This window comes from Pseudomonas sp. SJZ074, assembly GCF_007828215.1.
Classification (GTDB): domain Bacteria; phylum Pseudomonadota; class Gammaproteobacteria; order Pseudomonadales; family Pseudomonadaceae; genus Aquipseudomonas.
Map to the genome: position 1 here is coordinate 138651 of NZ_VIUE01000003.1, position 24262 is coordinate 162912.

General features: G+C 60.9%; 18 protein-coding genes, 2 tRNA genes and 1 pseudogene. 2 read left to right on the plus strand and 19 right to left on the minus strand.

What is annotated here, in order from left to right; translation table 11 throughout:
- Positions 1–30: 30 nt before the first annotated feature.
- The 11 genes from FBX99_RS05190 to rnr all read right to left on the minus strand — a co-directional run bounded on the left by FBX99_RS05190 (position 31) and on the right by rnr (position 14815).
- A complete protein-coding gene (locus tag FBX99_RS05190) occupies positions 31–3324 on the minus strand; it encodes a DUF2126 domain-containing protein (RefSeq protein WP_145130833.1) in 3294 nt (1097 codons plus the stop codon).
- A 175-nt stretch (positions 3325–3499) separates the two neighbouring features.
- Positions 3500–3961 (minus strand): hypothetical protein, encoded by a 462-nt coding sequence (locus FBX99_RS05195; protein ID WP_145130835.1) that lies wholly within the window; start codon positions 3959–3961, stop codon positions 3500–3502.
- Positions 3958–4878 (minus strand): NAD synthetase, encoded by a 921-nt coding sequence (locus tag FBX99_RS05200; RefSeq protein WP_144928423.1) that lies wholly within the window; start codon positions 4876–4878, stop codon positions 3958–3960. Before FBX99_RS05200 ends, FBX99_RS05195 begins: the two co-directional genes overlap by 4 nt.
- A 191-nt stretch (positions 4879–5069) precedes the next feature.
- Positions 5070–7370: a YgiQ family radical SAM protein gene (locus FBX99_RS05205; RefSeq protein ID WP_145130837.1), complete on the minus strand. Its 2301-nt coding sequence runs from the start codon at positions 7368–7370 to the stop codon at positions 5070–5072.
- Positions 7371–7559: 189 nt separating this feature from the next.
- A complete protein-coding gene (gene dnaB / locus FBX99_RS05210; protein ID WP_047700335.1) occupies positions 7560–8957 on the minus strand; it encodes a replicative DNA helicase in 1398 nt (465 codons plus the stop codon).
- A 136-nt stretch (positions 8958–9093) separates the two neighbouring features.
- Positions 9094–9540 (minus strand): 50S ribosomal protein L9, encoded by a 447-nt coding sequence (rplI, locus tag FBX99_RS05215; protein ID WP_003186385.1) that lies wholly within the window; start codon positions 9538–9540, stop codon positions 9094–9096.
- Positions 9541–9558: 18 nt separating this feature from the next.
- The gene (locus FBX99_RS05220) at positions 9559–10452 is read right to left on the minus strand and encodes a hypothetical protein (RefSeq protein ID WP_144928419.1); all 894 of its coding nucleotides are present in this window, start codon (positions 10450–10452) and stop codon (positions 9559–9561) included.
- 36 nt (positions 10453–10488) lie between these two features.
- Entirely contained in the window at positions 10489–10719 is a 231-nt protein-coding gene (gene rpsR / locus FBX99_RS05225; RefSeq protein ID WP_002551829.1) for a 30S ribosomal protein S18, read from the minus strand.
- 28 nt (positions 10720–10747) lie between these two features.
- Complete coding sequence (gene rpsF / locus FBX99_RS05230) at positions 10748–11176, minus strand: 30S ribosomal protein S6 (protein ID WP_144928417.1); 429 nt, start codon at positions 11174–11176, stop codon at positions 10748–10750.
- Between the two features lie 259 nt (positions 11177–11435).
- Positions 11436–12200, minus strand: a complete 765-nt coding sequence (gene rlmB / locus FBX99_RS05235) for a 23S rRNA (guanosine(2251)-2'-O)-methyltransferase RlmB (protein ID WP_144928415.1) — start codon at positions 12198–12200, stop codon at positions 11436–11438.
- Positions 12197–14815 carry a ribonuclease R gene (gene rnr, locus FBX99_RS05240; protein ID WP_144928413.1) on the minus strand — a complete coding sequence of 873 codons (2619 nt, stop codon included), beginning with the start codon at positions 14813–14815 and terminating at the stop codon, positions 12197–12199. The genes rlmB and rnr overlap by 4 nt, the downstream gene beginning before the upstream one ends.
- 226 nt (positions 14816–15041) lie before the next feature.
- Here rnr and FBX99_RS05245 point away from each other — a divergent pair.
- Positions 15042–15128 (plus strand) — tRNA-Leu (locus FBX99_RS05245).
- Between the two features lie 177 nt (positions 15129–15305).
- Positions 15306–15392 (plus strand) — tRNA-Leu (locus tag FBX99_RS05250).
- A 168-nt stretch (positions 15393–15560) separates the two neighbouring features.
- On the opposite strand, the gene FBX99_RS29495 is transcribed toward FBX99_RS05250, so the two are convergent.
- The 8 genes and pseudogenes from FBX99_RS29495 to hfq form a co-directional block, all read right to left on the minus strand.
- Entirely contained in the window at positions 15561–16445 is an 885-nt protein-coding gene (locus FBX99_RS29495) for a methyl-accepting chemotaxis protein (RefSeq protein WP_371914581.1), read from the minus strand.
- Positions 16446–16466: 21 nt separating this feature from the next.
- Positions 16467–17609: pseudogene (locus FBX99_RS29500) on the minus strand (methyl-accepting chemotaxis protein); the annotation flags it as partial.
- A gap of 34 nt (positions 17610–17643) precedes the next feature.
- A complete protein-coding gene (locus tag FBX99_RS05260) occupies positions 17644–18936 on the minus strand; it encodes an adenylosuccinate synthase (protein WP_047700344.1) in 1293 nt (430 codons plus the stop codon).
- Between the two features lie 54 nt (positions 18937–18990).
- On the minus strand, positions 18991–20178 hold the full coding sequence (locus FBX99_RS05265; RefSeq protein WP_144928409.1) for an ATP phosphoribosyltransferase regulatory subunit: 1188 nt from the start codon (positions 20176–20178) through the stop codon (positions 18991–18993).
- Between the two features lie 313 nt (positions 20179–20491).
- Entirely contained in the window at positions 20492–21361 is an 870-nt protein-coding gene (hflC, locus tag FBX99_RS05270; RefSeq protein WP_144928407.1) for a protease modulator HflC, read from the minus strand.
- Complete coding sequence (gene hflK, locus FBX99_RS05275) at positions 21361–22530, minus strand: FtsH protease activity modulator HflK (RefSeq protein WP_144928405.1); 1170 nt, start codon at positions 22528–22530, stop codon at positions 21361–21363. The genes hflC and hflK overlap by 1 nt, the downstream gene beginning before the upstream one ends.
- An 85-nt stretch (positions 22531–22615) precedes the next feature.
- Positions 22616–23917, minus strand: coding sequence for a ribosome rescue GTPase HflX (hflX, locus tag FBX99_RS05280; protein ID WP_144928403.1), 1302 nt, complete (start codon positions 23915–23917; stop codon positions 22616–22618).
- Positions 23918–23929: 12 nt separating this feature from the next.
- Complete coding sequence (gene hfq / locus FBX99_RS05285) at positions 23930–24190, minus strand: RNA chaperone Hfq (RefSeq protein WP_144928401.1); 261 nt, start codon at positions 24188–24190, stop codon at positions 23930–23932.
- Positions 24191–24262: the final 72 nt, after the last annotated feature.

Sequence of the window (24262 nt, forward strand, 5' to 3'; positions counted from 1 at the left end):
GGGGATAAATCCCCTCGCCACAGGATGTGATTACATGTTTTTCACCCCTGAAAAACGCCGCAGATCGAGCGTCAGAGGAAACTCGTCATCCACCGCCAGACTGGGTATCGGCAGTTTTCCAGGTGTATGCCCCAGACGGAAGAACCGCGCCATCCGCCGGCTCTCCGCCTCATTGGCGTTCACCGGCAGGCTCTCATAATTGCGCCCGCCCGGGTGAGCCACATGGTACTGACAGCCGCCCACGGAACGCTGCATCCAGGTGTCGAGCAGATCGAAAACCAGCGGCGCGTGGACCGCAATGGTGGGCTGCAGGCAACTGGCCGGCTGCCAGGCACGGAAACGTACCCCGGCGACGAATTCCCCGACCCGGCCAGTGGGTTGCAACGGCACCGGCACACCGTTGCACGTCAGCAGATACCGTTGCGGGGCCAGGCCATTGAGCTTGACCTGCAAGCGCTCCAGGGATGAATCCACATAACGCACGGTGCCACCGACTGAGCCCTCCTCGCCCAGTACATGCCAGGGTTCCAGGGCCTGGCGCAACTGCAACTCGATACCGCCTGCCGCATAGTCGCCCACTTTCGGAAAGCGGAACTCCATATGCGCGGCGAACCACTCAGCCCGCAGCGGGTAACCGGCGGCGTTCAGTTCTTCGATGACGTCGGCGAAGTCCTGTTCAATGAAGTGGGGCAACAGGAACCGGTCATGCAGTTCGGTGCCCCAACGCGCCAGTTTGGCCGGCGCATAGGGGTCGCGCCAGAACCGCGCCACCAGCGCTCGCAACAGTAATTGCTGAGCCAGGCTCATGCGGGCGTGGGGAGGCATTTCAAAGGCACGCAGTTCCAGCAGGCCAAGACGCCCTGTCGCGCCGTCCGGCGAATACAGCTTGTCGATGCAGAATTCAGCGCGGTGGGTGTTGCCGGTCACGTCGATCAGCAGGTTGCGCAACAACCGGTCGACCAGCCAGGGCGGGCATTCCTCGCCGGGCTCCGGCATTTGCGCAAAGGCGATTTCCAGTTCGTACAGCGCATCGTTACGCGCTTCGTCCACCCGGGGTGCCTGGGACGTCGGGCCGATGAACAATCCGGAAAACAGGTAGGACAGCGACGGATGGTTATGCCAGTAGCTGATCAGGCTGCGCAGCAGATCGGGGCGACGCAGAAACGGTGAGTCAGCCGGTGTCGCACCGCCGAGGACGAAATGGTTACCGCCGCCCGTGCCGGTGTGCCGGCCGTCGATCATGAACTTCTCGGTAGTCAGCCGGGTTTGCCGGGCCTGCTCGTAGAGGAATTCGGTGCGCTCGACCAATTCATCCCAAGACGCCGAAGGTTGCACATTCACTTCAATCACCCCCGGATCGGGCGTGATGCGAAAGTTGCCCAGGCGTGGATCGCTCGGCGGCTCATAGCCTTCCAACAACACCGGGCATTGCAGCTCCTCGGCGGTGGCCTCGATGGCGCTGACCAGTTCAAGGTAATCTTCGACGCGTTCCAGGGGCGGCATGAACAGATACAGCCGCCCCTCGCGGGCCTCAGCGCAGAAGGCGGTGCGGGTCAGCCAGTCGGCGGACACGTCGATTTCCGGTACGCGATCCTCTTCGACCAACGCCTCGCCGTGACGGGCCAGTTGTTCGGCGTCGGGCAACCCGGGTAAATCCTGGTTCGGATCGGTGGGGTGGATGAATGGATATTCGGCTGCCGTCACCCACGGCTGGGACGCCAGCGGCAAGCGATAGCCCAGGGGCGAATCCCCCGGCACCAACCGGCAGTGGTTGTCCCGCAGATACCAGCGACCGCTCTGCCATTGATCGCCCTTGGCGGTACGGGCCAGTGGCAGGACCTGGCCGATGACTTTGTTCAGGCCCTGGCTGAAGACCTTGCGCAAGCGCGCCCGCTCCATGGCATCGTCCAGGCGTGGGTCCTGGGCGCTGACATTCGAGGGCAACGCGCCTTCGCGCCAGAGGTAATAGAAGTTGTCTTCGTAGGCCGGAAACACGAAGCGCGGGGGAATGTTCAAACGCTCAGCGACGCTGGTCAGAAAACGCCCGGCCATCTCGCCATCGGCGCCGTAGTCTCGTTGTTCGTCCGCGATCAAGGCACTGTTGTGCCAGATCGGCACGCCGTCACGTCGCCAGTAGCAGTTGAGGGACCAGCGCGGTAGTTGTTCGCCGGGGTACCACTTGCCCTGGCCGAAGTGCACCAGCCCCTGGGGCGCGTAGTGCTTGCGCAGGCGCTGGAACAGCTCGACGGAGAGTCGGCGCTTGTCCGGGCCGAGCGCCGCGGTGTTCCACTCGGCGCCGTCCGGGTCATCGATGGAAACGAAGGTCGGCTCGCCGCCCATGGTCAGCCGCACATCGCCTTGCAGCAGGTCAGCGTCGATTTGCCGGCCCAACGCCTGGATCGCCAGCCATTGCTCTTCGGTGTAGGGCTTGGTCACCCGCGGCGCTTCCCAGACCCGCTCCACGGACATTTCATGGCTGAATTCGCACTCGCAAGGCTCTACCAGGCCGGTGATCGGCGCCGCCGATGAAGGATCGGGGCTGCAAGCCAGCGGAATATGCCCTTCGCCGGCAAACAGGCCGGACGTCGCATCCAGGCCGATCCAACCGGCGCCAGGCAGGTAGACCTCGCACCAGGCGTGCAGGTCGGTGAAATCCACTTCGGTACCGGACGGGCCGTCGAGGCTTTTCACATCGGCGGTCAATTGGATCAGGTAGCCGGAGACGAACCGCGCGGCCAGGCCCAGGTGACGTAACAGTTGCACCAGCAGCCAGGCCGAGTCGCGGCAGGAACCGGACGCCTGTTCCAGCGTGTGTTCCGGGGTCTGGACACCGGGCTCCATGCGGATCAGATAGCTGATGTCGTCGTGCAGGCGCTGGTTGAGCGCCACCAGGAAATCCACCGTCGCCAACGGCGTGCGGTCGATGCCATCCAGGTAAGCCTTGAATTTCGGGGTGAGCGGCAACGTCTCCAGGTACGGCATCAGCTCGTGTTTCTCATCCGCCCCGTAGGCGAACGGAATCTTTTCGGCGTAGGGTTCGAGGAAAAAGTCGAACGGATTGAACACCGCCATTTCCGCCAGCAGATCGACCTCGATCCGCAGCTCTTCGGTTTTCTCGGGGAACACCAGGCGCGCCAGGTAATTGCCCTGGGGATCCTGCTGCCAGTTGATGAAGTGCTGCTCAGGCGAAACCTTCAGCGCATAGGAAAGAATCCGCGTACGGCTATGAGGCGCGGGGCGCAGGCGAACGATCTGCGGGCCGAGCTCGACGGCACGGTCGTAGCGGTAATGCGTGACGTGATGCAATGCGACATGGATCGACACGGCGTGCCTCCTGCAAACCTGGGCGGAATAGAAAGCGGCGCAAGACTTATGCCATGCAGGCTGGCCGGACACTTTCTTCGTCTACTCAAGGCAGTAGAGCACTAAAACGGAACGATGCCCGACTTCCCGTGCACAGAGGTGCACATAAATGTGGCGGGGATCGTAGCGAATCGACTCAGCGACGCGGGCGTGAGGCCTTTATCGCCTGGAAGAGACGTTCACGCTGATGGCGAATTTCGACCAGCTTGCTGCGCATTTCACGGTGGCGTTTGCTGTTGAGAAGGAGCAGAGCAAGCAATGAAAATAGCAGACTTAAACTGTAGATCAGTCTGTTGGGACGATATTCAATCGTAGGCAGTACGCATAAAAAGCAAAGCCCCAGCACTATTACCAATGGCACCACCCAGCGAGGACGTCCGCGCGCAATCATGAAATTGCAATGCACGATGACAAGGGTGAGGGCAATCCCACTCAGGAAAGACCACTTCGCACCTTCGGCCAGGGAAAGGTTGCGAAAATAGCTGTCAAAGAACAGCGGAATCGCACAAGCCAAAGCAAAGATCGATGCCAATATCGCCCCGATGAAAACGGGAAAATATCTGAATAGAAAACTGCGGATATTGGGTTGATCCTTCATTGGTCAATCTCTTCATACAGGCCTACGGCAATGGTGCGGACATTTCCGGAAATTGCGCTTCCGGTGAGGCCGATAGCAGCCCCCAAAGCGTCCCGTATCTGCGTGACCGTTGCATGCTTGAGCTGAGTCGATGTGAAGCGTTTGGGGAGTTCACCGGACAACTGCTTCAGCTTGAGCAGTTTTGAAGTCAAACGAGGGTCATTGATACTCAACAACTCCTTGGTCAATTTGGCCCGCTCTTGTCGATTGAGCCCCCTGAGCACCTCCCGCACACTTTTACCTGTCGTAGCTTTATTCAATCTGACCAGCTTGAGAGTCGTCAGCGAAGACGCACCCACCCCCACCAGGGACGCGGCGTCCAGCGCAATCATCGTGTACTGATACCACTCTTCACTGTCGAGCTGATCATTTCGGACAGGATTGCTTATTTCATTGCTTACGCGATAGCCGCTCGCAAAACACTGAGCAGTACTGGCGACGGCAGCCGTATAGCCGAGAGCAGCTATCACACTACTGGCGCCTGCTGAAAACGGGACGGCAACAGAACCGCTAAGTACCACGACCCAACCGATAACGGCTCCGGCACACGATAAACTGGTGTTAATTGCCTCCCCGACCAAACGCGACTCCCGAGGATTGTCCTGTACCTGTTGGGCAAACTGAGCCGGCGCGATGTACTTCTGCGCCTCGCGCAAAATGATCCGCTTGGGCTTGATGCTGCAGATCGGCTTGAATTCCCGCAGGGTCACCACGTTGAACTCCGCATCGATATACACCACGCCAGCACCGACAATGCCGGGGTCGGCGTCAATGGCGGCGAACAGCCGTGGCAGGTTGATCTGGCTTTCGATGCGTTGGCGAGCCATGAACTGGGAGGGGCTGTTGTCCATGCCAATGCCGGGTAACGGGGTGCTCATGGGTCATCCTTGGGGTCTATAAGTCAGGTCGTTGGCACTGTGGCGAGGGGATAAAGCCCCTCGCCACAAGGGCATCAGCGGCCTCATCGCCCGGGGCATGGGGCCGGCGCCACGATAGCAAAGGAGTAGCACTGCCGCTAGAAAGCAAAACGCCAGCACTTAGGCTGGCGCTTGCGGCAGGGTTTGGCCGATCAGCGCGGCACGACCGGCTTGCGCGCCGGCTTTGGCCCTTTGCCTTTGGCAGCCTCCTTGCGTTCCTTGGCCGCCTTCTGGTTGCGGGCGAACGCAGCGGCCTTGGCCTGCTCGCGCTTGTCCCACGAATTGCCGCCGTCGCTGGCACGTGGCGGCAGGCCGGTGTGCTGGGTCAGGATCCGGGTGGTGTCCTTGCCCACCTTATGGCTGCCGGCCGGTGTCGAGTTCTTGCGACGGGCGCTCTGGTAGCTGTCGGTTGACGGCTGGTGCAGCGGGATCAGCTGATGCTTGCCCGGCCCGATCAGGTCGGCACGGCCCATGCGGGTCAACGCCTCACGCAGCATCGGCCAGCCCTTGGGGTCGTGATAGCGCAGGAAGGCCTTGTGCAGGCGGCGCTGTTCTTCGCTCTTGACGATGGTCACCCCGTCGCTCTTGTAGGTGACCTTGCGCAGCGGGTTCTTGCCCGAGTGGTACATCGCGGTGGCACTGGCCATCGGCGACGGGTAGAACGCCTGCACCTGGTCGGCACGGAACCCGTTGCCCTTGAGCCACAGCGCCAGGTTCATCATGTCTTCGTCGGTGGTGCCCGGGTGGGCGGCGATGAAGTACGGAATCAGGTACTGCTCTTTCCCGGCTTCCTTGCTGAACTTCTCGAACATCCGCTTGAACCGGTCATAGGTACCGATACCCGGCTTCATCATCTGGTTGAGCGGACCTTCCTCGGTATGCTCAGGCGCGATCTTCAGGTAGCCACCGACGTGGTGTGTCACCAGCTCCTTGACGTACTCCGGAGACTCGACGGCCAGGTCGTAGCGCAGGCCGGAAGCGATCAGAATCTTCTTCACCCCAGGCAACGCGCGGGCGCTGCGGTACAGCTGGATCAGCGAGGAATGGTCGGTGTTCAGGTTCGGACAGATGCCGGGGAACACGCAGGACGGCTTGCGGCACGCGGATTCGATCTCCGGGCTCTTGCAGGCGATGCGGTACATGTTCGCGGTCGGGCCGCCGAGGTCGGAAATCACCCCGGTGAAACCCGGCACCTTGTCGCGGATCTCTTCGATCTCGCGGATGATCGACTCTTCGGAACGGTTCTGGATGATCCGGCCTTCGTGCTCGGTGATGGAGCAGAACGTACAGCCGCCGAAGCAACCGCGCATGATATTCACCGAGAAACGGATCATCTCGTAAGCCGGAATCTTTTCCTTGCCATACGCCGGGTGCGGAACACGTGCGTAAGGCATGCCAAACACGTAGTCCATTTCTTCGGTGGTCATCGGAATGGGCGGCGGGTTGAACCAGACATCGACCTCACCGTGCTTCTGTACCAGCGCCCGGGCGTTACCCGGGTTGGTTTCCAGGTGCAGCACGCGGTTGGCGTGGGCATAGAGCACGGGGTCGTTACGGACCTTTTCCACCGACGGCAGGCGGATCACGGTCTTGTCGCGGGTCATTTTCGGGCTCGCCAGGATCTGCACGACCTTGGCTTCGCTCGGGTCTTCAACCGGGCCTTTTTCCTGCTCGATGGCGCAGGCGGCGGTGTCCTGGGTGTTCACGTATGGGTTGATGATCTTGTCGATCTTGCCCGGACGGTCGATGCGGGTGGAGTCCACCTCGTACCAGCCTTGCGGCGTGTCGCGACGGATGAACGCGGTGCCGCGTACATCGGTGATGTCTTCGATCTTGTGGCCGTAGGACAGGCGCTGGGCGACCTCGACAATCGCCCGCTCGGCGTTGCCGTAGAGCAGGATGTCGGCGCTGGCGTCGATCAGGATCGAATTGCGCACCCGGTCCTGCCAGTAATCGTAATGGGCGATGCGACGCAGGGACGCTTCGATGCCGCCGAGCACGATGGGCACGTGCTTGTAGGCTTCCTTGCAGCGCTGGCTGTAGACCAGGCTCGCACGGTCCGGCCGCTTGCCCGCCAGGCCACCCGGCGTATAAGCATCATCGGAACGGATTTTCTTGTCGGCGGTGTAGCGGTTGATCATCGAGTCCATGTTGCCGGCCGCGACACCGAAGAACAGGTTCGGCTCGCCGAGCTTCATGAAATCGTCTTTGGACTGCCAGTTCGGCTGGGCAATGATCCCGACGCGAAAACCCTGGGCTTCCAGCAACCGGCCGATGATGGCCATGCCGAACGACGGGTGATCGACGTAGGCATCGCCGGTCACGATGATGATGTCGCACGAATCCCAGCCGAGCTGATCCATCTCCTCCCTGCTCATGGGCAGGAACGGCGCCGGGCCGAAACATTCGGCCCAGTACTTGGGATAGTCAAATAACGGCTTGGCTGCTTGCATGTCGATGACCGGTATAAAAGATGAAAAATCGCGGGGGCGGAATATAGCACAAAAAATGATCAAGTCCGACGGCTATGGTCGGAAATCGGCAGCGCCTCTGTGGGAGCGGGCTTGCTCGCGAAGGCGGTATGTCAGTCGACACTGAGGTTTCTGGCACGCCGCCTTCGCGAGCAAGCCCGCTCCCACAGGTTATTCGTCGTCATCGAAATTGTAGCTACCCGGCGCCAGGTTCTCGAACCGCGTGTACTTGCCGATGAATGCCAGGCGGATAAAGCCGATCGGGCCGTTCCGCTGCTTGCCGATGATGATTTCGGCGATGCCCTTGTGTTCCGTCTCGGGGTGATACACCTCGTCGCGGTACACGAACATGATGACGTCGGCGTCCTGCTCGATCGCTCCGGATTCCCGCAAGTCGGAGTTCACCGGGCGCTTGTTGGGACGTTGTTCCAGGGAGCGGTTCAGCTGGGACAAGGCCACCACCGGGCAGTTGAATTCCTTGGCCAGGGCCTTGAGGGACCGGGAGATTTCGGAAATCTCGTTGGTCCGGTTGTCACCACTGGAGCCCGGGATCTGCATCAGCTGCAGGTAGTCGATCATGATCAGCGCAATATCACCGTGCTCACGCACCAGGCGGCGGGTCCGGGCGCGCATTTCCGACGGGCTGATGCCGGCGGTGTCATCGATGAACAGCTTGCGGTCGTTGAGCAGGTTGACCGCCGAGGTGAGGCGCGGCCAGTCGTCATCTTCCAGTTGGCCGGAACGGACCTTGGTCTGGTCGATGCGCCCCAAGGACGAGAGCATACGCATGATCAGCGATTCGCCTGGCATCTCGAGGGAGTACACCAGAACCGCCTTGTCGCTGCGCAGCACAGCGTTTTCCACCAGGTTCATCGCAAAGGTAGTCTTACCCATGGAAGGACGGCCGGCAACGATGATCAGGTCGGCCGGTTGCAGGCCGCTGGTCTTCTCGTCGAGGTCGGTGTAGCCGGTCGACAAGCCGGTGATGGCATTGTCGGTGTTGAACAGGGTGTCGATACGGTCGATGGCTTTGGTCAGCAACTCGTTGACCCCCACCGGGCCGCCAGTCTTCGGCCGGGCTTCGGCGATCTGGAAGATCTGCCGTTCGGCTTCATCGAGGATCTCTTCGGCGGTGCGGCCTTCAGGGTTGAAGGCGCTATCGGCGATTTCGTTGCTGATACCGATCAACTGACGCAACGTCGCCCGCTGGCGGACAATTTGCGCATAGGCCTTGATGTTGGCGACAGACGGCGTGTTTTTCGCCAGTTCGCCCAAGTAGCCGAGGCCACCGACCTGGGAAGTCTGACCTTCCTTGTCCAACTGTTCGGCCAGAGTGACCACGTCGATCGGCATGTTCTGATCGGCCAGCTTGGCGATCGCACGGAAGATCAGGCGGTGGTCATGCCGGTAGAAATCGCCATCGGAGACTTGATCGAGCACGCGTTCCCAGGCGTTGTTGTCCAGCATCAGGCCACCGAGCACGGCCTGTTCGGCCTCGATGGAATGTGGCGGCACCTTCAGGGCGGCGGTTTGCAGATCGTATTGCTCGGGAGCGGTGATTTCGTTCATGGCCACTTGATTCTTTGGGAACCCCAAGGGGTTATGAAAATCAGGAATTGCAGAAAGACAAAGGGCACGACCTGTAAACAGGATCGTGCCCGATGTTACCGGCTAGCACCCAAGGGTGCCAGCCGACAGCTATTGCTTAGGCTGCTACCACGACAACGCGTACGGTGGCTTCAACTTCAGCGTGCAGGTGCACGGCTACGTCGAATTCGCCTACGTTGCGGATGGTGCCGTTCGGCAGACGAACTTCGCTCTTCGCAACTTCAACGCCGGAGGCGGTCAGTGCGTCAGCGATGTCGTGGGTACCGATCGAACCGAACAGCTTGCCTTCGTCGCCAGCGGTGGCAGTGATGGTCACTTCCAGCTCGGCCAGTTGGGCAGCACGGCTTTCAGCCGATGCCTTACGGTCTGCGGCGGCTTTTTCCAGCTCGGCGCGACGCTCTTCGAACGCAGCCAGGTTGGCGGCGGTCGCAGCGGTAGCCTTGCCGAAAGGCAGCAGGTAGTTACGGCCGTAACCGGCCTTAACGTTTACTTTGTCGCCCAGGTTGCCCAGGTTGGCGATTTTTTCCAGAAGGATCAGTTGCATGTGAAAATCCTCTAACTTTTAACCTTCACCGTTCGCGCTGTCGGCGTCTTTCGACGCCATACGACCGCGAAAATCAATCAGGCTGTCGACGATGGCCAGGACCACCAGCAACGGATAGATCAGCTGCATGAACAGCAACAACGTGACGTACAACCCCACCAGCCAGAACCTGGCCAGTCGCTTTTGCGCCACCAGCCCGTGAATCAGGGCCAGGGCCGCGAAGACCAGCGGTACGCTGCACAACGGCGTGAGCATGGCCATCTGCGGACCGAAGTTCGGCCCCAGAAGCATGCCCGCCAGCAGCAACATCGCCAGCCCAAGCGGGAACCGGATGGCGCGAAACTCGCGACCAAAACCACCCGGGTTGTACAACAACGCCTGCCAGTAGCGCCCGACAATCAGGCTCAGCACACTGACGATTTGCAACAAGGCCGCAATCAGGCCGGTCAGGACCGGTGCGATCAGGGACGCAAAACGCGCCTGCTCCTCTGCCGACATCTGCCGGTAGAGATCACCGAGGGCCTCGGGCAGGATTTTTACCAAAGCCTGCGACAGCATCTCGATCTGGGGCGCGAAAGCCACCCCGAGCACCACTGAAAACACCACCCCTATCGCTATGCTGACCAGCAGCACGCGGTTCCAGGATTCGCTGGCGCGCAACACCAACGCCAGCGCCGAGGACCCCAGAAGCACCATCAGTGCCCGCGGGTCCGCGGCGTACAACCACCAGAGCAAGGCCGGCAGCAGTCCCAGAGCAAGAACGCTCGAGGCGTCCCTCAATCCGCGCCGCAGGAGTACGAGACTCCCGGCGGCAGCACCCAACCAATACAACAACGGCAATGCCGCACATCCAGCCACTACCAGAGTGGCCTGCATACGGCCGCGCATGATGAACTCAGCTATGGCGCGCATGCATTCAATCCTTTGCTACTTGTCGACTGCCCGGTCTCAGCGGCCGTGGCTGTCGGTGTAGGCCAACAGGGCCAGGAAGCGGGCGCGCTTGATAGCGGTGGCCAGCTGACGCTGATAACGAGCTTTGGTACCGGTGATGCGGCTTGGAACAATTTTGCCGGTCTCGGATACGTAGGCTTTCAGAGTGTTGAGATCTTTGTAATCGATCTCTTTCACGTCTTCAGCGGTGAAGCGGCAGAATTTACGACGACGGAAGAAACGTGCCATGTGATTGGCTCCTTAAAAGGTCCGTGGATTACTCGTCAGCGTTATCGCTGTTGTCGCTGTCGCTATCGCTGTCATCGCCATCGGCGCTGTCAGAGTGCTCAGGACGGTCGCGACGCTCACGGCGCTCACTGCGGTTTTCTTCAGCCTTGAGCATCTCGGATTGGCCGGTGATGGCTTCTTCGCGACGGATGACCAGGTTACGGATCACTGCATCGTTGTAGCGGAAGTTGTCTTCCAGCTCGGCCAGGGCCTTGCCGGTGCACTCAACGTTCAGCATCACGTAGTGAGCCTTGTGAACATTGTTGATTGCATAGGCCAGTTGACGACGGCCCCAGTCTTCCAGGCGGTGGATTTTGCCGCCGTCTTCTTCGATCAGCTTGGTGTAACGCTCAACCATGCCGCCGACTTGCTCGCTTTGATCCGGGTGGACCAAAAAGATGATTTCGTAATGACGCATGAATGCTCCTTACGGGTTGTAGCCTGCCGCTTGAAAACGGTCAGACAAGGAGTGAATGACACTTATGGACTTGTGGACGCTAGACACATAAGTGCCTGCCATCACAGCAAGGGGCGCAATTGTAGAGAAGGGTCGAGGCAGGTGCAAGGCAATTGAACAGACGCAAGCCACGAGCGACAAGCGGCAAGACAGAAGCGCAATGCTTCCAACTCGCTGCTTGAAGCTTGAAGCTTGAAGCTTGAAGCTTGAAGCTTGAAGCTTATAGCTTGCGCGAAGCAGCCGCCTTGACGCTACGCTGGCGCAGCGCCTCGAACAGACACACACCGGTCGCGACCGAGACGTTGAGGCTGCTGACGCTGCCGGCCATCGGCAGCTTGACCAGGTAGTCGCAATGTTCGCGGGTCAGGCGACGCATGCCTTTGCCTTCGGCACCCATGATCAGGATCGTCGGGCCGGTCAGGTCCTGCTGATACAGGTCCTGTTCGGCCTCGCCCGCCGTGCCGACCACCCACAAGCCGCGCTGCTGGAGTTTTTCCAGGGTGCGCGCGAGGTTGGTCACGGCCACCAACGGAATCACTTCCGCGGCGCCGCAGGCGACTTTTCGTACGGCCGGCGTCAAGGTTGCCGACTTGTCCTTGGGAACGATCACCGCCAATGCCCCGGCCGCATCCGCCGAACGCAGGCAGGCGCCGAGGTTATGAGGATCGGTCACGCCGTCCAGCACCAGCAACAAAGGCGCGCCTTCGGTACGATCGAGCAGTTCCTCGAGCATCGCCTCGCCCCAGACCTGACTCGGGCTGACCTCGGCCACGACACCCTGGTGCACACCTTCGACCCAGGCGTCCATTTCGCGCCGTTCGGCCTGGCCGACCGCTACGCGATTTTCGTTGGCCAGTTCGACCAGGGTCTGGACCCGTGGCTCACTGCGGCTTTCAGCCAGCCAGATCTGTTTGACCCGCTTGGGGTGATGACGCAACAGCGCTTCCACGGCATGCACGCCGTAGATTTTTTCTAGCTGACTCATGACTTGGCCTTGGGTTTACGGGCTCCGCCACTTTTAGCCGGGGCCGAGCCCGCTTTCGACGGCCCCTTACGGTGTTTGCTCGGTTTGCTGCTTGCGCTTTCGGGAGCCGACCGCCCGGTCTTTCCTCCCGACGCGGCTTTGCCACCTTTCTTGGCTTCGGCCAGCAACGCCTGCTTCATTTCGCGACTCTTGCGCACTTCGGCATTTTTCGCCGCGGCATCGCTCGGGCGATAGGCATCGCTGGCTTTTTCCTTGGCCGGGGCGCGACGGCTGGACTTGGTCGAGGCCGGCTCGGCAGCGGTCTTGGCCGCAGGCGCAGATGTCTCGGTGCCACGCTTCTTGCGTCCGATCGGTGCATCGATGGTTTTTTCCGCCATCTCGAAGTCGATCTTGCGCTCGTCGAGATCGACGCGCATCACCCGCACTTCGACGGTATCGCCAAGACGGAAGCTGCGCCCGGTGCGCTCACCCGCCAGGCGGTGGTGCACAGGGTCGAAGTGGTAGTAGTCACCCGGCAGCGCGGTGACATGCACCAGACCCTCGACATAGATATCGGTCAGTTCGACAAACAGGCCGAAACCGGTCACGGCGGTGATCACGCCCGGGAACGACTCGCCCACGCGATCCTTCATGTACTCGCACTTGAGCCAGTTCACCACGTCGCGGGTCGCTTCGTCGGCGCGACGCTCGCTCATCGAGCACTGCTCGCCCAACTGCTCCAGGGCCGCCTCGTCGTACGGATAGATGCGCGCCTTCGGAATGGTCATCGCACCGGCACGCCTGACGTGCGGTGTGTTCATCTTCGAATGGATCACGCTGCGGATGGCCCGGTGCGTGAGCAGGTCAGGGTAGCGACGGATCGGCGAGGTGAAGTGGGTATAGGCCTCGTAATTCAGGCCGAAGTGGCCCTGGTTATCGGCGCTGTACACCGCCTGACTCAAGGAGCGCAGCATGACGGTCTGGATCAGGTGGAAATCCGGACGATCCTTGATGTTGGCCAGTAACGCCTGGTAATCCTTCGGCGATGGACCTTCCTTGCCCTTGTGCAGGGACAGGCCGAGCTCACCGAGGAAGGCGCGCAGTTTTTCCAGGCGCTCTGGCGGCGGGCCGTCGTGGACCCGATACAGCGCAGGGATCTCATGCTTCTTCAGGAATTCGGCGGTAGCCACGTTGGCCGCCAGCATGCATTCCTCGATCAATTTATGCGCATCGTTGCGCACGGTCGGACGGATTTCGGCAATCTTGCGCTCGGAACCGAAGATGATCCGTGTTTCCTGGGTCTCGAAATCAATCGCCCCACGGACATGACGAGCCGCCAGCAGCACCTTGTACAACGCATAAAGCTGCTTGAGGTCCGGCAGCACCTCGTTGTATTCACCACGCAGCTTGCGCGATTCGGCCAGCTTCGGCGTCTCGAGCATGGCGCTGACCTTGTTGTAGGTCAGACGGGCGTGAGAATGAATCACCGCTTCGTAGAAGCAGTAGTCGGTCATCTCGCCGGACTTGGAGATGGTCATCTCGCAGACCATGGCCAGGCGATCGACATGGGGATTGAGCGAGCACAAGCCGTTGGACAGCTCTTCAGGCAACATCGGCACGACGCGCTCGGGGAAGTACACCGAGTTACCGCGCACCTGGGCTTCGGCATCCAGTGCCGAACCGAGCTTCACGTAGCTGGAGACGTCGGCAATCGCCACGTACAACTTCCAGCCGCCGGAGAACAGGCGCAGCTTGCCCGGCCGGGCTTCGCAGTAGACCGCGTCGTCGAAGTCCCGCGCATCCTCACCGTCGATGGTGACGAACGGCAAGTGACGCAGGTCGATGCGCTTTTCTTTGTCCTTTTCTTCGACTTCCGGCTTGAGTTTGGCGGCTTCTTTCAGGACCGCCTCAGGCCAGACGTGGGGAATGTCATAGGTACGCAGGGCAACGTCGATTTCCATGCCCGGCGCCATGTAGTTGCCGACCACTTCCACCACATCGCCTTGCGGCTGGAAGCGCGGGGTTGGCCAGTGGGTGATTTTCACCTCGACGAACTGACCGACCTTGGCGTTGGCGTTGCGGCCCGGGGTCACCAGCACTTCCTGCTGGATCTTCGGGTTGTCCGCGACGACAAAGCCGATGCCGCCCTCTTCAAAGTAGCGGCCGACGATGCTTTCGTGGGCACGGGACACCACTTCGACGATCACGCCTTCACGGCGACCGCGTCGATCCAGACCAGACACACGGGCCAGCGCCCGGTCACCGTCGAACACCAGGCGCATCTGCGCCGGGCTCATGAACAGGTCGTCACTGCCGTCATCGGGAATCAGGAACCCGAAGCCATCGCGGTGACCGGCGATACGGCCCAGGATCAGATCGAGCTTGTCCACCGGCGCATAGGTTCCGCGCCGGGTATAGATCAGTTGAGCATCGCGCTCCATGGCACGCAGGCGGCGGCGCAGGGCTTCGAGTTGATCTTCGGTCGTCAGCCCGAACTCTTCGACCAGCTCTTCACGGCTGGCAGGCGAACCCCGGTCGGCGAGATGCGCCAGGATCAGTTCGCGGCTGGGAATAGGGTTTTCATATTTTTCCGCTTCACGAGCGGCCTCGGGATCGAGGGACTGCCAATCGGCCATTAGAGAGTTTTCACCTTGTCTATATGCGGGTTAGTTTGGCATAGGCGTAATGAAACGGGAAATTTCAGGCATCCGAAGCCCTTTCTAAAGGTCTTTTACCCCTGTCTTCAAGCAGGGAAGGCACCGCTCGTGAAATTTCCCGTTTTTTTTATCAAGAGGGGTTTACAGTTAAAAACACGCTCCGTATAGTGCGCGCCATCGACGACGTACACACGTTGCCGATACTGCCCAGATGGTGAAATTGGTAGACACGCCAGCTTCAGGTGCTGGTGACCGCAAGGTCGTGGAAGTTCGAGTCTTCTTCTGGGCACCAATTTCGAGCAACAGATCAACGATCTGCAAGCTCCCTAAAAACCCGCAAAAGCGGGTTTTTGCATTTCTACCCCACTGAAATCCACTTTCACAATTATTAAAACAAAAACAGGGGTTTACAGATTAAAACGCGCTCCGTATAGTGCGCCACATCGACAGCGGCAACGCTGAAGATGCTGCCCAGATGGTGAAATTGGTAGACACGCCAGCTTCAGGTGCTGGTGACCGCAAGGTCGTGGAAGTTCGAGTCTTCTTCTGGGCACCAATTCAAGCTTCAAGACCTGGTCTTGAATCTCACAGAAACCCGCGAAAGCGGGTTTTTGCGTTTCTGGGCTGGGGAATTCCTGATGCCGCAGGGGATGAGGCGGCCGTCGGGCCGCCATCGCGAACAGGTTCGCTCCCACAAGTGGCCCGGATATAGGCCGGCCACGCATCAGGCCCTGAACTGCCCCAGGCTCGCCTTCAACTGCGCCGCCAAGCTGTCCAGCACCTTGCCGCTTGCCGTCGTCTCGACCACGGCCTGGGCCGCCTTTTCGGCCTGGGCATGAATAGTCTCCACCCGTCCACGCACTGCCTGCGCCCCCTGAGCCTGATGGGCCGCTGCCTGAGTCGCCAGGCCAATCGCCGCGTGCACCTGCTCCACGGAAGCCTGTACCGACTGCTGCAAGCGAGCACTGTCACGCAACACCAACAGGCCCTCGCTGGCCTGACGCCCGGCCTGGCCGATCGCGGCCACCGCCTCGCGGGCCCCCTGCTGCAATGCCACGATGTGGGCCTGGATGTCACCGGTTGAACTCTGGGTCTTGCTGGCCAATGCCCGCACTTCGTCCGCCACCACTGCAAAGCCACGCCCGGTTTCCCCGGCCCGCGCCGCTTCGATGGCCGCGTTCAGGGCCAGCAGATTGGTCTGCTCGGCAATGCCGTGAATGACCGTCAGCACCACTTCGATCTGCTCGCTCTGCTGCGCCAGCCGCTCGATCACCTTCGCCCCGGTGTCCACCTGCCCGGCCAGCGCCTCGATCAGGCCACTGACCTTGGCCGAAGTCCGGGTGTTTTCGTCTGTGGCCTGGCGAATCTCGACCACCTGCTGCAGGGCCGCCTGCATCGCCTGGCTTTCCGACTGTGCTTCGTCGGCCATCTGCGACAACGCACGCAAACTTTCGGCCACCTCATCACGCTGCATCCCGGCCGCCGCATCGGCGCCGGAGTTGCGCAAAGTCATTGCACCGATTTCCACACCGGTGCGCTGGGCGACATCACCCGCCTCTCGCACGATGGGTTGCAACTTATCCACAAAGCGATTGACCGCCGAGGCCATGTCGCCGATTTCATCCTTGCTGTTGATCTGCACACGCTTGGTCAGGTCACCCTCCCCTGCCGCCAGATCATTCATTGCTGCGATCAGCAGCTTCAAGCGATTGACCACCCGGCGCCCCAGCACCACGGCCAACAGCAGTAATACGCCAAAGCCCACCAGCGCGAGGCCGAGGCCGATGCGCCAGCGCAAGGTACTCGCCGCTTCCTGCACCGTGCCGGAAGTGTTGGTCTGCATCTGCGTGGCGGTGGCCTGTGCCGACTGCAGGCGGCCGCGCATGGCAGCGGCACTGTCGGCGGCGGCCCCCTTGAGGCTGTCACCGACCAGTTGATCGCTGCTGGCGATCAATGCCGAAAAGCGCTGATCCAGCGCCTTCAGATCGGATTCCACCGAAGCAGTGGAGACTCCCATCAATACTTTGCCGATTTCCACCCCATTGGGATTGATCGATGCCTCAAGGTAGTACACCGATGGATCGGTCTTCGCAGCGTCCAGCACCTTGTCCAGTGCCCGCTCGCCCTTACCCTTCTCCAGCAAGGCCTTGTTGATCGCGTTATCCCGGTTCAGGTAACGGGTCAGGTGCTCACCGTTGGCATCATCGTAGATGACGAACAAGACATTGGGATTACGCTGGGCCCGGCGGGCGAACTCGGAAAGCGTCGGTATGTCACTGTCCCACATGGCGCGGGGAGCGACGGAAGCCAGGAGCTGCGCCATATCATTGGCGGAGTCCTTGAGTGCTTTTTCCAGCGTCGTGCGCAGCTGCGACTGCTCATCTTTCAGGCGCGTGGATAAGCCCGCGTTCAATCGCTGGCGGGTACTGGCGGACAAACTGTCCAGGCTTGAGGTGACCTCCCGCCCAGCTTGCTCCAGCTCGCCGGAGAGTTTCTGGCTGTCAGCACCCAGGCGTGAGCCCAGGTCGGTTTCGAGCGCCGTGACCGTGCTGCGGGTCAGAGCAACCGCCACCAGCACCTGCACCAAAAGGGCGATACCAAGGGTAACGAACACAGGCCGTAGCAAACGGCTTTGTAACAGGGAGAGAACGGCCGACACGGGAAATCCCTCTACGAACGCCATTAAATTGGTGGCACTCGTCAAGATGTGCCAGTAATGGAGTTGCATAGCAAGTGTTGTGCCGTCGGCAGGCAGAAACGACAAAGGACCCATAGGAGGGTCCTTTGTCTTTTACATCAGCGACTTATCAACCAAACGGGTGGCGCAGAACGATGGTTTCGTTGCGGTCAGGCCCCGTCGAAATAATGTCGATAGGCGCGCCCACCAGTTCTTCGAGGCGTTTGATGTAGTTGCGGGCCGCCGCAGGCAGCTCTTCCAGGGTCTTGGCACCCACGGTCGATTCGGTCCAGCCTGGCATCTGCTCATACACCGGCTCCAGGCCGATGTAGCTGTCAGCGTCGGTCGGTGCGTCGATGACCGCGCCGTCCTGATTCTTGTAGCCCACGCAGATGTTGATGGTTTCCAGGCCGTCCAGCACGTCCAGCTTGGTCAGGCACAGGCCCGAGATGCTGTTGACGTCGATGGCGCGACGCAGGATGACGGCATCGAACCAGCCGCAACGACGGGCACGACCGGTGGTGGCACCGAACTCGTGGCCGCGCTTGGCCAGGAAGGCACCGACGTCGTCGAACAACTCGGTCGGGAACGGACCCGAGCCCACGCGAGTGGTGTAGGCCTTGGTGATACCCAGGATGTAGTCCACGTACATCGGACCGAAGCCCGAACCGGTGGCGATGCCGCCGGCAGTGGTGTTGGAGCTGGTAACGTACGGGTAGGTGCCGTGGTCAATATCCAGCAGCGAACCCTGGGCGCCTTCGAACATGATGTCCTTGCCCGCGCGACGCAGCTCATGCAGCTCGGCGGTGACATCGAGCATCATCGGCTTGAGCAGCTCGGCGTATTCCATGCACTCGTCCAGGGTCTTCTGGAAGTCGATGGCCGGTTCTTTGTAGTAATTGACCAGGACAAAGTTGTGGTAGTCCAGCAACTCGCCCAGCTTGGCGGCAAAACGCTCGCGGTGGAACAGATCACCGATGCGCAGGCCACGACGGGCCACCTTGTCTTCGTAGGCCGGGCCGATGCCGCGGCCGGTGGTGCCGATCTTCATCTCGCCACGGGCCTTTTCACGGGCTTGGTCCAGCGCAACGTGGTAGGACAGGATCAGCGGGCAAGACGGGCTGATACGCAGGCGCTCGCGCACCGGTACGCCCTTCTCTTCCAGCTTGACGATTTCCCGCAGCAGGGCGTCGGGGGCAACCACGACACCGTTACCGATCAGGCATTGCACGCCTTCGCGCAGCACGCCCGATGGAATCAGGTGCAGGACGGTTTTCTCACCGTCGATCACCAGGGTGTGACCGGCGTTGTGGCCACCCTGGTAGCGCACTACGGCGGCAGCATGTTCGGTCAGCAGATCGACGATCTTGCCTTTGCCCTCATCACCCCACTGGGTGCCCAGGACTACGACATTCTTACCCATAACACTTGTCCTCATTCGCGCAAACTTGGTGCCGGCCGCAGCCGGCAGGAAAACTCAAGAAGCCAGCGGCAGTACCTGCCAAAGCCCGTTGTGCTGAATCAATTGCCGGTCGCAGTCCGCTTCACGGGCGGCGGCCAAAGGCTGCCCAGGCAACGCCTGGACGACACGCTGACCCTCACTGCGCAACTGGCAGACCGTCTGCCAAAGAGCCGCATCCGTACTGTCAGGCATCCAGATACCGCCGGACGGTAACTCGACTTCAGCACGCCCCAGGGTCACCAGGGTTTTCAGATCGGTAGAGAAACCGGTCGCGGGACGAGCGCGACCGAAGTCGGCGCCGATATCGTCGTAACGGCCACCCTGGGCGATGGACTGGCCCACGCCCGGCACGAACACAGCGAACACCACGCCGGTGTGGTAGTGGTAGCCACGCAACTCACCCAGGTCGAAATACAACGGCAGCTCGGGGAAACGCACCGACAGACGCTCGGCGATCGCCAGCAGGTCGTCCAGCGCCGCCAATACAGGCGCCGGCGCATGGGCCAGGCGCTCACGCGCCGCCGCCAGCACTTCACGGCCGCCGCACAGGTCTACCAGCGCCCGCAGCATGTCGGACAGATCGGCCGGCAAACCTTCGGTCAGGCTGATGACCTCATCGATGGCCTTGCGCTGCAAGGCGTCGAACAACCGCTGCTCCACTTCACCGGACAGACCGGCCGCACGGGCCAGGCCGCGATAGATGCCGACGTGACCCAGATCCATGTGGACATCCGGCACATCAGCCAGTTGCAGCATGGCCAGCATCAGGCTGATGACTTCCACGTCGCTGCTCGGGCTGGCATCGCCATACAATTCGGCACCCAGCTGGATCGGGCTGCGCGAGGACGACAGGGCGCGGGGCTGGGCATGCAGTACACTGCCGGCGTAGCACAGGCGACTGGGGCCTTCACGGCGCAGGGTATGGGCGTCGATACGCGCTACCTGGGGCGTGATGTCGGCTCGAAAACCCATCTGTCGGCCCGACTGCGGATCGACGACCTTGAAGGTGCGCAGGTCCAGGTCCTGGCCCGCGCCGGTCAGCAGGGATTCCAGGTACTCGATATGCGGAGTAACGACGAACTCGTAACCCCAGCTCTGGAACAGATCCAACACCTGCCGACGCGCTACTTCGATACGCGCAGCTTCCGGTGGCAGTACTTCTTCGATGCCATCTGGCAGCAGCCAGCGGTCTACCGTTGCCATTACGCCATTCCCCTATGGTCCGGGCGGCCAGCCTTCGGGCAAGCCTTGAGTGAAGCAGAAAGCGCCCATGCCCTACGCAAAAAACGCGCAAGGGCGACGTGACGAATGGCCCGGAATCGGCCTCGTCCAGCACTTTCCTCGAAAAGCCTGTCGAGTCGTTCAACCCGACGCCTGCAACCAAAACCGCAATCGAACGTGCAGACGCAAAAAAGCCGGGAATTTCCCGGCTGCCGCATCATACACCCGTTTTCCCAAAGGATCACCCCGCCAGACGTTTTAGCCGCCGGGCGGAGTGCCTCGGGTCAACGTGGCATCAAGGCTTGGCCTTTTCCAGGTAGCGGAAAAACTCGCTGCTCGGGTCCAGGACCAACACGTCGGATTTGTGCGCGAAGCTTTCACGGTAGGCATGCAAGCTACGGTAGAACGCGTAGAACTCCTGGTCCTGGCCGTAGGCCTTGGCATAGATCGCCGCGGCCTGGGCATCGCCATCACCGCGAACCTCTTCCGACTCACGATAGGCTTCGGCCAGCAATACGCGACGTTGACGATCGGCGTCGGCACGGATGCCTTCGGCCAGCTCGTTACCCTTGGCGCGATGCTCGCGGGCTTCACGCTCACGCTCGGTGCTCATCCGCTCGAATACGCTGCGGTTCACTTCCTTAGGCAGATCGATGGCCTTGACCCGGACATCGACCACTTCAATACCCAGTTCCTTTTCCGCCATGGCATTCAGCGAACGGGTAATGTCGGCCATGAGCGCATCACGCTCACCGGACACCACCTCATGCAGGGTGCGCTTGCCGAACTGGTCACGCAAACCCGACTCCAGGCGGCGGGACAGGCGTTCGTCAGCGATCTGCTTGAGACCCGAGGTGGCCGTGTAGAAGCGCTCGGCATCCTTCACGCGCCACTTGGCGTACGCATCGACCATGACCGCTTTCTTTTCCAGTGTCAGGAAGCGTTGCGTCGGCGCATCCAGCGTCATCAGGCGAGCATCGAACTTGCGCACCTTGTTGACATACGGCACTTTCACATGCAGCCCCGGTTGGACATCCGTCTCGACCACGCGACCGAACTGCAGCAACACTGCCCGCTCGGTCTGGGACACGATGTAGAAGCAATTCCAGGCAGCGATCGCCACGACGACGCCAACAATAAGGGCGATCAGCGATTTATTGCTCATCAGCGACTCTCCCTGGTACGTGCTTGCTGTTGCTGCTCCACCGCGGCGCGAGCATTCGCTTCATTGCTGGAGGCTGCCGTGCTGGCCGCTGGCGTGCTGGTGTTGCGACCGCTTTCGACCATCTTGTCCAACGGCAGGTACAGCAGATTGCTCTGGCCATTCTTGTTGCCGGTCACGAGGACCTTGCTGGTATTGCTGAAGACTTCCTGCATGGTGTCCAGGTACAGACGCTCACGGGTCACCTCTGGGGCCTTGCGATACTCGGCCACCAGCTTGGTGAAGCGATCGGCCTCACCCTTGGCACGGGAGACCACTTCGTCACGGTAACCATTGGCATCCTCGATGATGCGTTGGGCCTGACCACGGGCTTCCGGCACGACGCCGTTGGCATAGGTCTCGGCCTGGTTGCGCGAACGCTGCTCGTCTTCACGGGCACGGATCACGTCGTCGAAGGCTTCCTGGACTTCACGCGGCGCCGCGGCGCTCTGCACGTTGACCTGAGTGACGGTGATACCGGTGCGATAGGTATCGAGGAACCGCTGCAGGCGCTCCTTGATTTCGCTGGCCATCAGCTCACGACCCTCGGTCAGCACCTGGTCCATGGCGGTGGAACCCACCACATGGCGCAACGCACTCTCGGTGGCATGCTGCAGGCTGACTTCCGGCTGGTCGACGTTCAGTACGAAGTCCTGCAGGTTGGTGATCTTGTACTGCACGGTCAGCGGCACTTCGACGATGTTTTCGTCTTCCGTGAGCATCTGGCCCTGCTTGGTATAGGCACGCTCACGCGTGACGTTCTCCATGTACTTCTGATCGATTGGCGGGAAGTAGATGTTCAGGCCCGGGCCGACGGTTTCGTAGTACTTGCCGAAACGCAGCACCACGGCCTGCTCCTGCTCGTCCACGACATACACCGCGCTGTACAACCAGATAGCCGCGAGCACGACCAGGCCGATGCCGAGCAGGCCGAAACCGCCGCCCTTGCCTGGACGACCACTGCCGTCATCACCGCGTTTCTTACCACCACCGAACAAACCGTTCAGGCTTTCCTGCAGCTTGCGGAAGGCCTCGTCGAGATCCGGTGGCCCCTTGCGGTCGCCGTTGTTACGACGCTTGCCGCCCCAGGGATCCTGGTTATTCGAGTTGCCACCCGGCTCATTCCAAGCCATAGCGCTCTCCATCTGATAAAGCAAAGACGCACCCACGGCGCGCCGGCCAATGCTACAGAATGCCTGACACAGCTTTCTCAGGCTTTTATTGCAAAGTGTGTTGCTCGATGAATTCCACCGGTTTCAGTCCTTCACGACTGACCAGCCGATTCAGCTCCGACCGCGGCAGGCGAACCGCCAGCAGGCAAGTGCCTTCTTCGTCATGCTCTTCTTTCTGCACCGCACCCAGCTCGAAGAACTGGGCACGCAGGCGGGCGAACCGTTGCGGCAGCTTCAAGGTACCGACAAACAGATCGCTGCCCAATAACTCCGCCACCGCCTGCTGGAGCAGTTCGAGACCGGTGCCGTCCCGGGCCGACAACCAGACCCGCTGCGGCTTGCCATCGGCATCGCGCTGGATCTGCGGCTCCACGCCTTCGAGCAAATCGAGTTTGTTGTATACCTCCAGGATCGGCAAGTCCTGGGCTCCGATCTCACCGAGCACCACCATGACCTGCTCGATCTGCAGCATACGGTCCGGCTCAGCGGCATCGATCACATGCAGCAGCAGGTCGGAGTTGCTCGACTCTTCGAGCGTAGCCCGGAAAGCCTCGACCAGTTTATGCGGCAGGTGGCGGATGAAACCCACGGTGTCGGCCAGCACGATCGGCCCGAGGTCGTCCAGGTCGAGCCGACGCAGGGTCGGGTCGAGTGTGGCGAACAACTGGTCGGCGGCATAGACGTCCGACTGGGTCACGTTATTGAACAGCGTCGATTTGCCGGCGTTGGTGTAGCCCACCAGGGAAACCGTCGGGATGTCCGCACGCTTGCGGCCGCGCCGTGATTGCTCGCGCTGGCTGCGGACCTTCTCCAGGCGCCCCTTGATCTGGCGCAAGCGAATCCGCAACAGACGTCGGTCGGTTTCCAACTGGGTTTCACCCGGACCGCGCAGACCGATACCACCCTTCTGCCGCTCAAGGTGGGTCCAGCCACGCACCAGCCGCGTGCTCATGTGCTCGAGCTGGGCCAGTTCGACCTGGAGCTTGCCTTCATGGGTACGGGCGCGCTGGGCGAAGATATCGAGAATCAGGCCCGTACGGTCAATCACGCGACACTCGAATACGCGTTCGAGGTTACGCTCCTGACTGGGCGTGAGGATGTGATTGAAGATCACCAGATCGGCTTCTTCGGTCTTGACCAGGTCGCGCAGTTCCTCGACCTTGCCGCTGCCGATCAGGAATTTGGCGGTTGGCCGATGACGCGGCACGTTGAAAAACGCGACGGTCTCGGCGCCGGCCGAAAGTGCCAACTCCTGAAACTCCTGCGGGTCTTCGCGCGCCTCAGGGTCCTGTCCATCCAGGTGAACGAGAATGGCCCGCTCACCACCACCGTGGCGCTCAAAGAACAAAGGAGACTCCTATCAGGCGTTACCCGGCTCAGCGTCACCGCTTTCGGATTCGGTTGCGCTTGGCAGACGAATTGGACGGACCGGCACGACTGTCGAGATAGCGTGTTTGTAGACCATCTGGCTGACGGTGTTTTTCAGAAGGATGACGAACTGGTCGAAAGACTCGATCGTGCCTTGCAGTTTGATCCCGTTGACCAGATAGATGGACACCCCGACTTTCTCTTTACGTAAAGTGTTCAAGTAAGGGTCTTGTAGCGAATGCCCTTTTGACATGTGCCGCACTCCTTTAAGGATCAATAATAAAAATCGGAATCAGATGACTCTGGCCGTCACACCCCCAAGGAT